The sequence below is a fragment of the Cyclobacterium sp. SOCE241 genome (assembly GCF_056867545.1).
In genome coordinates this window covers 4,972,297-4,984,631 of record NZ_CP149779.1, presented here as the reverse complement: position 1 = coordinate 4,984,631, position 12,335 = coordinate 4,972,297, and the positions used below count along the sequence as shown (strand labels likewise).

The window sequence follows — 12,335 nt, the reverse complement described above, 5'->3', positions numbered from 1 at the left end:
TTTTTGGCGAACCCTAAATCGGGTCTTTTAAGCTCCCAAACATGAAAATTCGCCTTGATCAAACGGGCCATTTATTATTCTTTCTCCTTTGTACCCTCTTGTTGTTTTTTCCACTGCTCAAATGCTTCTCTATTTTCTTCCTTGGTAAGGGGATATAAACCTACAATGGTGTGTCCTGCCAATACCCTTTCTGTAACAAAATCTTCATAAAGAGTCATGTTTATGGCCTCCTCGGCTATTTCATCAGCCAAGTGGGCAGGAATAACCATTACCCCATCATCATCTCCGACAATCACATCTCCCGGAAAAACTGCCACATCCCCACACCCGATTGGCACATTGATGTCCATTGCCTGGTGTAATGTTAAGTTGGTGGGCGCACTCGCCCTATGATGATAGGAAGGCATATTCAACTTGGCAATTTCTGCGGAATCCCGAAACCCTCCATCTGTAACAATACCGGCAGCTCCCCTAACCATAAGGCGAGAAGCCAATATAGAACCGGCAGAAGCTGCCCTACTGTTTTTACGACTATCGATTACCAAAACCGCTCCTTTAGGGCAGGTTTCTACAGCCACCCTTTGAGGATGTTTGGGGTCTTGAAATACACTGATAGGGTTAAGGTCTTCTCTTGCCGGTATGTATCGCAAGGTAAAAGCTTCCCCAACCATGGTAGGTTTTCCCTTTGATAAAGGCTTAACCCCTTGAATGAATTGGTTTTTCAAACCTCGTTTGAATAAGGCTGTGGCAAGTGTGGCAGTACTAACAGTTTGTAATTTTTCACGTGTAGTGGCTAACATTGTCTATTTTTAATAAGGTTCAAATAATACTTTGGATTTTGGGCTGGTATCACCTATTTCTGTCATCCTTCTACCTTAAATTTCTGAGAGGGTAAGAGTCCTAGGCGAAAACAAAGTTTATGTCATTCCTTACTCTTTGTGATTCAATAAAAGTACTACAGAAAGCTAAACCTCAATAATGACTTTAAAAGTAATGATAAAGAAAGGAAACTATCTGCTTTCACACAAATTTTAAGGATTTCAGTTAAAATTTGGTTTACAACTGTAGCGCCTTCGGGTAGTAAAACAATCCCAAAATATGGAATTATTTTTTTTATCGGGGCATTGATTGACCAAAAGGATTTTTATAAAACTAAGCTTGTAATAAGAATATTTCTGTAAATTGCTTTCATAAATCTGACTGGATAAGCCTGATATTTAGCTCATGAATAAAAAACCATATCCCACTTTCACCTGAAATGAAAATCAGGCTTGGATTGACAGAGACTCAAGGGTTGCGTTGCTGTCTGTTTGTTTTGTCATGCTTTTTTCTTCGCCAATGGTTGTAAGCAAGAACTTGAACTAAAGGGCCCTACCAATCCCTTGGCGGAATTTGATCCCCAAGAAAGCACTTTCATCTGCTGGACACCTACCTTTCAGGAGATATCCCTCAAGCTTATCCAAGAGATAGCCAAAGTTGATCATGTCACACTTTTCTACAATCAACGTAACCAACAACCTGAAAAGCTGGAAGAATTATTAAAACAAAGAAAGATCAATTTAAAAAACGTCACTCTTACACCTTTTAAATTAGAAAACGACAATATCTGGATCAGGGATTATGGACCAATAATCATGCAGAACGATGAGGGCTACCATGAAATGGTATCTTTTAATTATCACCATGAAGAAAACCAAGAATACAACCTTTTCACTGAGCAGTATGCAACAAAAATGAGAATTCCGTTCATGAGAAGCCGCCTATTCAGCGCAGGAGGAGGTAGGGAGATCAATGGCAGGGGGACCATTATTTTAATTGAAGGACATGAAAAATACATTAACCCAAGCCTAAGTCTCAAAGAAATTGAAGAGGAATACAAACAAAAGCTGAATCAGAAAAATGTTATTTGGCTAAAAAAGGAATTCCGCAGGACGATCTTTTTGACAATGGGCCGGTGATTGACAATATTTATGGCAATGGCGTACATTGGCATGTGGACGAATTCTGTCGATTTGCTGACGCCCAAACCATACTTTTGGCCCAGGTAGATCCTGCAGATCTTGCTTTGGACCCATTTTACCAAGTAGTGCATGAAAGGTTGGAAGAAAGCTATCAGATTCTTAAAAATGCCAGAGACCAAAATGGTAAACCTTTTAAGATTATCAGGGTTCCTCAGGCTCCTATTATTTTTGATCAGGGCAACTACAAAGGCCAAGCAATTTTTTACACTCCAGTCACCAGTTATTTAAACTTTGTCTTAACCAATAACTTGGTAGTGATACCCTCTTATTATAATCCAGGTGACCCTGATTTTATACGCCAGAAAGACGATCAAGCCAGAAAAGCATTCCAGCAGGTTTTTGGTAGCAGAAAAGTGGTGATGATAAATGCCACTGAACTCAATTATAGCGGGGGTGGGCTACACTGTATCACCATGCACAAACCCAAAAAAAAAAACCTTCCAAGCTTAAGCTTAAATTGAATAATGCCCTCAAAAGATGGAAAGGTTAAACCCGCAATCAAAAAGTTTTCCAATAACGGGCCATTTAGAGGCAAAATGAAACCCAATCCCTAATAAGTAGAAAATAGACGTCAATAAAATTGGAGACTAATCTTCTAGCCAGCCAGGGGTTAAAGTTTAAGGAATATAAATTGTCCAAATAATCCACGAAAAAATTACCCGTGCGAAGGATTCTCTCTCACTCAGTCTAACCCGATTTACATTCCACCTGAGGAATTGGAATTAAATATAACTTTCCCGATTAGGCAGTTCTACCTTCAATTCAAAAAAAATAAGCAATTACCCTGTCACGAATCTTTCTTTGAATAAATGTAGGATAAAGGGAATGACTATTTCTACTTTTCATTTATTTCCAAGATTTAGCCATCAATCCCTCCCCTTTCCTGATTCTCTAATAGCATGGCAAAACAGCCTCCTGTCTTTACCTGTTTATTTTTCGAAAAATATTTAACTTAACTATTGACCTAATATTTTGAAAAACTCATTTCTATATTTTTCCTCTTCAAAACAGCCACCATATTCTATCGTTGTGGTAAAACTGTTTTTATCCTTAATCCCCCTTGATGAGACACAGAGGTGTTTGGCTGAAATCACCACAATTACATCTTCTGTCTCTAAAGCATATTGCAGGTCCTTTAAGATTTGCAAAGAAAGCCTTTCTTGAACTTGAGGTCGATGGGAATAATAATCCACCAGCCTGTTTATTTTCGATAAGCCGATTACTTTCTCTTTAGGAACATAAGCAATATTGGCTTCACCTGTAATTGGTAAAAAATGATGTTCACAGGAAGAGTCAATGGTTATGTTTTGCTCTACAAGCATTTTTTATAACCAAACTTATTCTCAAAAACAGATAGCTTTGGTTTTTTATCAGGATTTAAGCCGTAAAACAACTCTTTTACATACATTTTAGCAAACCTATAAGGTGTACCTGATAAACTGTCATCATTCAAATCAAGTCCAAGCTCTTCCATTATCTTTGAGAAATATTGCTGAATATTTTGAATTTTTCTTCATCAGATTTCTCAAATGCATCTGGGCGTAAAGGCGTTTGGACATTTGTTGAAAGATGATTATCACCTATATTTTCAATCTCATTTTTATCCATTCTGAGCACAACATGAGTTGGTTTTACATTGACAAAATTTTAAATTATATATATGGATTACTGCAAGTGAAATAGCTACTATATAGGTTATTATTTCTGGTAATGATAAAAAATGAAACTTTTCATTGATTATTAAAAAAACAAAACAGCCCAATTGATCCAAAGTAGGTATTTCAAAATCTGGTTTGCAGAATATTTAGCTGAGCGTGCAACAGCTAAAAATGAGATTATAATAAATAAATAATCTAAGTTTACCCACCAAAAAAAAGCCTCTTTAAACCCATTTTCTGGATAAGCTTGAGCTATAAAAATTAATGGTGTTGCCATGCAATGAATTAAACATAATGTACTTGCAAAGGCACCAAGAATGTCGGGTTTGTCTAAAATCATTCTCATAAAAACAAAACTATTAATGCAACCATGTTGCAAATTTAGTTTTTTAAATCATTAATGCAACAATGTTGTAGAAATATTGTTTTATGCAATTTTTAAATCAGCAGAGGCTCCTCTCATATTCACATGTATAATTCTTGAGACCTAAATATGCAATAGACAATTTATTTCGTGTTGAAATTTCGTAAACCTCAGTAGGAGAAAGTTTTAAAACAAAAATCTTTTATAGCTGAGATTGGGCGTCTACGTATCCATTCTTTTTTGAGAAAATGGCATGCTGTCGGTCTTCAAAAATCTTGTATACTATTTAGACTGCTTTCAGTTCAATTGACGAACTTTTAAATCAATAAAAATAGCTCCTAAAACTAGCTTAATAGCATTCAATGGGATTCCAAAAAGAATAAAGCATCAGCAGTTCTGCCAAATAATCGCTAGCTGGCAGAAAGAACAATACGCCTGTAGGAAGTAAGTGCCGGACTTCCTGAATCTGTCACTTGCAAGATTAAATGGATTTCTCCTGCTTTTATGTCTGAGGGAATTTCAAAAGTTAACTTAGCATCTTCCGGCTTATCTAAGGTGAGATTACCTGTATAACTACTGGCCTCCGGGTAATAAAACCATGAAAAATTTAGCTCTTGTCCTTCCGGGTCGTAAGATTTGGAGGCGTCAAACGCAACAAGCTGTCCTGCTCTTACTGAAGTGAGCATAATGAAGGTAGCGGATTAACGAATTCCCATCATCATGAGTCATGTCTGTCATGATTACAACTCGATACTTTTCAATTGTTTGCCCCCAAACCCAAGATTGACTTTTGAATAGAAAAAATAGAAAGGCAATCACCAATACGTATTTATTTAATTTCATATTACCTACTAAATATTAATTTTACCTTGGGCTGATGAATTTTCTAATTTACAAAATACACTAAAATTAATTCAAATATTCATAGAGAATAGATCATAAGATAGATTGTTACATTTTACTAAACGATCTTATATATAAATAGCTTTTGATTTCAACGCCCCTATTTAAACCATGTTAAAGTTTAATTTGTACCATAAAGTAGAAATAATATTGATACTGATAAGCCAATAAAAATCAGACACTTAAAAAATTTTAAGCGCTAATAGAATGTCGATAGCGTATTTCGAGCTTCATCACCCTACATCATTAAATAATGTTTTTTTTTACTCCACTAATCGTATTTATTGGGCAAAAAATCGTTTTTCTCCTCTTGCCAATTCGCTAGGACCTCTTTCAACTTGGATATTTCTTGGGAATATTCGGGGTTTTGAATTTGGTTGATAATTTCTAAAGGATCATTTTTAAGGTCATAAAATAGATATTCATCTGTACCATGCATCTCATTTTTTGAATAGTAGTGACGAATTAATTTAAATTGCTTGGTAGTAACGGATCGCTTTAAATCTGCCAAAGCTCCGAACATGTATTGATGTACAGCTGTTGAATCTCCTTTCAATATCGATAAAAAACTACTGGACTCAACTGTTTGTGGCACCTCTATTCCTACTATTTCACAAATCGTTGGGTAGAGGTCATATAGGTATACAAAGGCATCTGTTTTGGTGTTTTTAGGAATTCCTGACCCTTTAATAATCAAAGGAACATTTAAACTATGGCGATAAAAACTCATCTTACCAAGAAGTCCATGATGTCCCACTGCCAGTCCATTATCAGATGCATAAATAACAATTGTATTATCCGCTAACCCGCTATTGTCTAAAGCCTCCAAAATGCGGCCTATCTGTGTATCCATATGAGAAATCATCCCGTAATACAGCGCAATTTCATTCCTAACAGAATCTACATTTCTTGGGAAAGGCAGTAGTTTCTCATCTCGAATGTTTTTATACCCATCCTCATAAGGATATTCAGAATAAAAGTTTGCAGGCAAAGGCACTTCATTGGGCTTATACATATCCTTATATTCCTGAGGAGGAGTTCTAGGATCATGAGGAGCCGTAAAGGCAACTGTTAAGAAGAATGGTTTCGTTTGTTCTTCGTTTAAAAACCGGATGGCAGCATCTGCAAACAATTCAGAACTAAAGCCGGTAATGGATTCTCCATTTTCTTCAAAACTCATCATGTGAGGCCCCATTCCTCCCATATAAACCCTCGATTGCATATCGATTCCCCATCTTTCAGGACCACCATGAGCATTCCATTTTCCGGTCCAAAAGGTTGTGTACCCTGCGTCCTTCATTGTCTTGGGCCACTTTTCTAAACTTTCATTACCTGTACCTGAATACCTTGGATAGAAACTATTGTGCGTCAAAGAACTACAACCGGTCAATAAAGACGCTCTACTCGGAACACAAGTCGGAGTTTCTGTAAATGCCTGGGTAAAAGTTGTGCCTTCTTTTACTAATTTGTCTAAATGAGGTGTTTTAATGTATGGATTTCCCAACGCATTTATCAAATCCGATTGATGGTCATCAGAAAAGAGCAATAAAATATTAGGCTTTGTTTCAATATCTTTTGAGTCTCTTACCTCTTTGTTATTACAGCTAGCAGTAATAATTGCCAATAAAAATATAATTACATTAAAATGTCCCAACTTCATGATTTTTCGGTTATAAATAATTACCAATATAGCTATAATGAGGCTTATTTAAACCAGAAATTTGTTAAAGGCATTCTATTGGATGGTGTAATCAAAAGAAAAATAATACATTATTATGAATACTTTGGGAATCTATCCCTGAAAATATCCAAGTAGTAATTGCTTTCCTAACTGTAAACACACTTAGGCATGGTGCCCATTAATTCTTCAAAAATATTGGGGTTTTCCGATATGATGGCAACATTTTATTTTCTTTTGTATTATCATCATTTCAGTCCCATATCTCCGGGCGATCAATTTTCATTGCTCTTAAATACGAAAGGAAATGTCCAGCATGGACTGATTCGTGATACCCAATTCGCAACAAATATTTGGCAAGGATTTTCTTTTCTCCATTTCCTGGGTGAACAATTTCGGTTTCATTAAATTCCGTATCTGAAAAATGCCGAACACTTTCTAAAAACTGCCTCCTATAGGGCTTCGCAAATTCTAGCTCATCATCAACACTAATGAAAGGGCGATTTTTCCAAGGTGTTTTGTAATTTGACATATCTCCCTGATTAATAATAATATTCCAGCCATAATCAGCTTCCAAAACGTGCCTTATCATTGCTGACGCACTCATTGCTTTTCCGTCAGGTTTCCAATTATAATATTTCTCAGGTAGCCCTTTCCAAAGCTTAATGCTTCTTGTTCTTATTTCTTTGAAATTTAAAATAATAAGTTCAGATAGATTCATTTTATTTTTCTCGAGAATACAGTATTACATTACAAACATCGGTGTCTATTTAAAGCGCAACAGCTTTAGGTATGATTGATTATTCCTTGTTAATAGCAAGTTTCTTCTTCATTTGCAGTTTCTCTGTCAACAATTAATTAATTCATTGAAGCTCTAAAATTCACCCAAGTGAGAGATTCAAGGGGTTGAGCAATGTTCTTTGACTCTAATATTTATCTTACATTACAAGACACGGAAATACCACTAGCAGATACAGGCAAATCTATTAAGCCAGTTACTTCACTTTACACTGAGTTGGGATCGGAGGGCTTTTCAGCCCAAATTCCCACTCGGTGTACGGAACGCTCTCTAAACTCTTGCTTAAACGAAAGTAAGCAAGCCTTCCAACTTCATCCCCCTGCTTCCTTTGATTAGTATTTGGTAGTCTTCCAAATTGGAATCTCGGAGCCAGTTCCTTAGGGAAAAAGGATCAGGGAAATATAGGGCTTTAGGAGCCTTAGACAAGGCATATTGGGTATCCTTTCCTGTAAAACAGATTTTATCCAAACGCATTTGATTGACCAACTCTCCCACTTTCTCATGTTCAGCTTTGCTGTACTCGCCCAACTCATACATATCGCCAAGAATTACCATTTTATGTTTCCGTTTATCCAACTTATCGAAAGCCCTTAAAGCGGCTTCCATGCTGGAAGGGTTGGCATTGTAAGCATCCAATAAAATTATGTTGCTTCTTTTTCAATGACCTGAGATCGCATATTTTCAGGAACATAAGCAGCAATGGTCATTGCTGCCTCCTTTAATGACACTTCAAAATATTGGGCTACGCACAATGCTGCTGCAATATTGTCAAAATTATAGTGTCCTATCAGGTTGGACACATATATGGTCTGATCCGGAGGCAAGCTAAAAGTAACATGGGGGTTTGCTCCTTCAAAAGTTACTTGGCAAAAATCAGATGGTCCTGGAAATAGGACCGGCTGATCAAACCTTCTAATCATATTGGTAAAGATCTTCTGGGAGGAGTTAATAAATACTTGCCCTCCTGTTTCCAGCAAATATTGAAATAGCTCCGTCTTGGTCTTCAATACCCCCTCTGTTCCACCCATACCCTCCAAATGTGCTCTACCTATATTGGTAATCAGTCCATGAGTAGGCAATGCTATTCGACACAATTCATCAATATCCCCTTGCTTACTGGCACCCATTTCAATTATTGCCATTGAAGTCCCCGGTTTCAAACTCAATAAAGTCAAAGGAACACCGATGTGGTTATTGAGGTTACCATAAGTTGCTTGTACCACATATTTCCCGGACAGGGCCCTAACCAAAAGCTCTTTTGTAGTGGTTTTGCCATTGGAACCGGTCAATCCAATAACCGGTATATCCAATTGTTTCCGATGATGGTTCGCCAATTGTTGAAGAGCCACTAAAACATCTGCAACCAAAAAATAACGCTCGTCCACAACCACTTTCGGATCATCTACGACCACTGCCTTGGCCCCAGAGAGCAAGGCTTTTTCCGCATATTGGTTCCCATCAAAGGAAGGACCTTTTAAAGCAAAAAACAAGTCTCCTTTTTCAATAGTTCGGGTATCTGTAGACACACGTTTCGAAGACAGGTAAAGGTCATACAATTGCGCTATTTTATCCATTTTGCCTAATCATTTTTTTTGCAAAAAACAAACAAGTCCTTCTTTTACATTGAATACAAATTAAAGTAATGTATCTGTTTTCTACTAAATCTCGTTAAAGTTCAAAAATACCTTTCTTAATGGAAAGCAAAAAATTAATTTTAAGCCCTAAGAAGATTTAGCAGCCAAACCGCAATTATCCCCTATGTTGACAAAATCAATTCACCTGCTCTTGATGTTTATTTTCGTCACTCCTATGGTAAAGGCTCAATATGAATTTAAGTTTCAAACAAACCTTACGTTTCTGGATGAAAATGGGGAACCGCTACCCTTGGCTTTTACAGGGGGATAAACTCAGCTCAACTTCAGGAATTTGATAGCAATAATAATGGGGAAGAAGAATTGATAATCTGGGACATTAATTCTGAAACCATAAAAGTGTTTGAAAAAAGTGGTGCTTCCTACCGGTATCTTCCGGGAGGTAATTATATGTTCCCCGAAGATGTAAACGCTTTTTTGATCTTAGTGGACTTTGATGGGGATGGAAAAAAGATTTGTTTACAGGTTCTCCTTTTGGCATCAAAGCTTACAGGAATGTAAGTAATCAGGGCAGTACTATACCTACATGGGAAGTTGCCCAAAATTTTCTTCGATTGGAAAACGGCTCTAATCTAACAACCAATATATTAGATATCCCACTCATCGAAGACCTAGACAATGATGGCGATTTGGATGTACTTACCTTTAATTTTGCTTCAGGAGATTTTTTGGAATACTACCAAAATACCAGCATGGAAAGGAAGGGTACAGCGGATATTGACCAATTCAAAGCTTCTCAAAACCATTGGGGGAATTTTGAGTTTTGTGATTGTGGAGACATTAGCTTTGGTTTTAGTTGCGATGGAACACCGATCAAGAATGCTCGGATTTCTACTGACAACCTAAAAACCCTGCATTCGGGAGGACACAGTCTACTATATAAGGACCTTGATCGAGATGGGATAAAGGATCTTTTGATGGGAAGAGATGAATGCAATAGTCTTTATTTTTTATCCAATAAAGGGACAAATACTGAACCAATATTCAATACAATTAGTACCCACATACCTGAATTTGGCCCATTGCCTCAATTCCCCATTTTTCATGCCGGGTATGTATTGGATGAGGCATTGATCGTTTCTTCCCATTCTTCAGCCACTGCTTATACTTATACCATTGATTTTGCAAAAGCTTTGTATAGACTATCCCCTGAGCAAGAATCGGATGCTAGCCTATTTTTAAAAGAAGAAATGCTAGATTTTGGAGAAAATTCACGCCCTTTTTTTGTAGGCAATCAATACACCGGTGAGCTCTATATTGCGGCCAACACCAAGGTCGGAGATGAAATACAAGGTCGCATTTGGGCTTATGAACTAAGGGACAACCAGGCCCGATTGATCTCCAGCAACTACTTGAATATTGGGGAGCTTAACCTGACGGAACCAAGCTACCAAAGGTATACAACCAAAGACAATCAAACTTACCATATTGTTACAGGGGATTACTATGAAAACAATGTTCCTGAAAAGAAAATTTATCTGTCCACCATCTCTAACCCCGAGAACCGAACTGAATTAATCCTACCCTCGCTAATATTGAGAGGATTGGATCAGGTCCACTTTTTCCATGATGAGAGAGATGACTATTTACTTCTGGCAAGGCAGACGGGAGAACTTCTGCTTTTTTCATTTAACCCAAACAATGGTTATGGACTGGAATTGTTGAATAACGATTTCTTAGATTTCATCGACAATCCTGTGGCAAGAAATTTATCTGTTGCGGTACAATCAGGTGCATCTCCTTTTTTAATGGCCATCAACCAACAAGGTATTTTGTATGCCCTTGAGGATTTTATGAAAGAAACTGAGCGAGTTCAAGTATCTATTAATATGGGAGAGACCAGTTTTGAAGCTAGCAGGTTCGGTCGCAATACATCCATCACCTTTATACCAAACCTATTAGGTGAAGGTTTTGATCTGATACTTGGAAACAGGGCAGGTGGTTTGGAGTACCTGAGCCAGTTGGATGATGGAGGTACCGAACCCGGGGCTACTACTGAAATAGTACTGTTCCCCAACCCAACACATGGTCAGGAATTCAAAATTGTGATCAATCGAGCTGCTAAGCTGAATATCTACAGTACATCCGGAGCACTTATTATGGAAGGCATAGACTTGGTGAAAAATCAGGAAAATTTAATTAACGGCCATAACTTACCTTCAGGCTTGTACATGCTAGAAATTATAAATGACGCGAATGAAAGGCATTACAAAAAGCTGATTGTTAGCCCTTAACCGTACCTGTAACATTCCCTCCCTACTATGGCCGGGACATGCTTTGCTCTCTTTCCAAGGAGGAGTTGCGAATATTAGCAGAGAAGACAGAATCGGTATTAATGAATAGAAATGATCCAATTAAAATCCAGAAACATAGCTGCAATCTGAAAAGCACGAACTCCACCTTTTTTTAAAGGGGGATCAAGGGGGATTTTTACGAAATCTATTTTTTCACCAAATCAACCCAAAGAAAGCTTATCAGCATCCTTCCAAGCCGGAAACTTGGTTCTGTAATCTAATAGTGCTTTTCCATCAAGGGTAACAGTGGAAATCTTAGCTATTTCACCGCATTGAATCAATTCATCACCCTTGAATCCATAAGCCGCAGAATGTCCACAATAATTTACACCGTTTCCATCTTCACCTACACGATTCACCCCTACACAATAGCAAAGATTTTCTACAGCCCTTGCACGGAGTAAAGCATCCCATGCAGTCACTCTTGACGCCGGCCAGGATGCGATATAAAAAATCAAATCATAGTCCATCTCTCCCTCGGGGGTAGAGGCATTTCGGGACCATAAAGGGAATCTCAAATCATAACAGATTTGAGGTCTTATTTTCCATCCTTTACAAGTAAAGGTTTTATTTTCCATTCCCATGGAAAAGTAGTTGTCTTCACCGGCCATGCGAAAGAGGTGTCTTTTATCATAGTGGAGGAGCTCTCCTTCAGGAGTAGCCCAAAGTAGTCGATTATAATGCTTTCCACCTTCCTTAATGATCACACTCCCGGTAATGATCGATTTCAGTTGTGAGGCCATTTGGAGCAACCATTTGCTGGCATGAAGATTCATGGGCTCTGATTGATCCTCTGAATTCATGGTAAAGCCGGTGGTAAACATTTCCGGCAAGACAATGATATCCGCCTTTTCTTTTATCCCCCACAGCTTTTCCTCAAACATGGCAAGGTTAGCCGCACTATTTTCCCAATATATATCTGTTTGAACTAATGCTAAAGTAAGGTTTTGCATGTTAAAAATTAAG

General features: G+C 37.6%; 10 protein-coding genes and 2 pseudogenes. 4 read left to right on the top strand and 8 right to left on the bottom strand.

What is annotated here, in order from left to right; all coding sequences use genetic code 11:
- Positions 1 to 74: 74 nt before the first annotated feature.
- The gene (locus WG932_RS25310; protein ID WP_483085828.1) at positions 75 to 800 is read right to left on the bottom strand and encodes a ribonuclease activity regulator RraA; all 726 of its coding nucleotides are present in this window, start codon (positions 798 to 800) and stop codon (positions 75 to 77) included.
- A gap of 510 nt (positions 801 to 1,310) precedes the next feature.
- On the opposite strand from WG932_RS25310, the gene WG932_RS25305 reads away from it, so the two are divergent.
- The gene (locus WG932_RS25305; protein ID WP_483085827.1) at positions 1,311 to 1,958 is read left to right on the top strand and encodes an agmatine deiminase family protein; all 648 of its coding nucleotides are present in this window, start codon (positions 1,311 to 1,313) and stop codon (positions 1,956 to 1,958) included.
- Positions 1,907 to 2,482 carry an agmatine deiminase family protein gene (locus WG932_RS25300; protein ID WP_483085826.1) on the top strand — a complete coding sequence of 192 codons (576 nt, stop codon included), beginning with the start codon at positions 1,907 to 1,909 and terminating at the stop codon, positions 2,480 to 2,482. Before WG932_RS25305 ends, WG932_RS25300 begins: the two co-directional genes overlap by 52 nt.
- Positions 2,483 to 2,977: 495 nt before the next feature.
- Here the strand turns inward: WG932_RS25300 and folE are convergent.
- The 6 genes and pseudogenes from folE to WG932_RS25270 all read right to left on the bottom strand — a co-directional run bounded on the left by folE (position 2,978) and on the right by WG932_RS25270 (position 8,997).
- Positions 2,978 to 3,629, bottom strand: a pseudogene (gene folE, locus WG932_RS25295) (GTP cyclohydrolase I FolE).
- Positions 3,630 to 3,761: 132 nt separating this feature from the next.
- Positions 3,762 to 4,019: a MerC domain-containing protein gene (locus tag WG932_RS25290; protein WP_483085825.1), complete on the bottom strand. Its 258-nt coding sequence runs from the start codon at positions 4,017 to 4,019 to the stop codon at positions 3,762 to 3,764.
- A gap of 434 nt (positions 4,020 to 4,453) precedes the next feature.
- Positions 4,454 to 4,729 (bottom strand): hypothetical protein, encoded by a 276-nt coding sequence (locus tag WG932_RS25285; protein WP_187770914.1) that lies wholly within the window; start codon positions 4,727 to 4,729, stop codon positions 4,454 to 4,456.
- 488 nt (positions 4,730 to 5,217) lie between these two features.
- On the bottom strand, positions 5,218 to 6,606 hold the full coding sequence (locus WG932_RS25280) for a sulfatase family protein (protein WP_483085824.1): 1,389 nt from the start codon (positions 6,604 to 6,606) through the stop codon (positions 5,218 to 5,220).
- 271 nt (positions 6,607 to 6,877) lie between these two features.
- Positions 6,878 to 7,345, bottom strand: a complete 468-nt coding sequence (locus WG932_RS25275; protein ID WP_483085823.1) for a DinB family protein — start codon at positions 7,343 to 7,345, stop codon at positions 6,878 to 6,880.
- Between the two features lie 360 nt (positions 7,346 to 7,705).
- Positions 7,706 to 8,997 (bottom strand): annotated as a pseudogene (locus WG932_RS25270) (UDP-N-acetylmuramoyl-tripeptide--D-alanyl-D-alanine ligase).
- Between the two features lie 381 nt (positions 8,998 to 9,378).
- Here WG932_RS25270 and WG932_RS25265 point away from each other — a divergent pair.
- A complete protein-coding gene (locus tag WG932_RS25265; protein ID WP_483085822.1) occupies positions 9,379 to 9,576 on the top strand; it encodes a hypothetical protein in 198 nt (65 codons plus the stop codon).
- 53 nt (positions 9,577 to 9,629) lie between these two features.
- On the top strand, positions 9,630 to 11,309 hold the full coding sequence (locus WG932_RS25260; protein WP_483085821.1) for a T9SS type A sorting domain-containing protein: 1,680 nt from the start codon (positions 9,630 to 9,632) through the stop codon (positions 11,307 to 11,309).
- Between the two features lie 221 nt (positions 11,310 to 11,530).
- Here the strand turns inward: WG932_RS25260 and WG932_RS25255 are convergent, their stop codons facing one another.
- A complete protein-coding gene (locus WG932_RS25255) occupies positions 11,531 to 12,322 on the bottom strand; it encodes an amidohydrolase (protein ID WP_483085820.1) in 792 nt (263 codons plus the stop codon).
- Positions 12,323 to 12,335 lie beyond the last annotated feature (13 nt).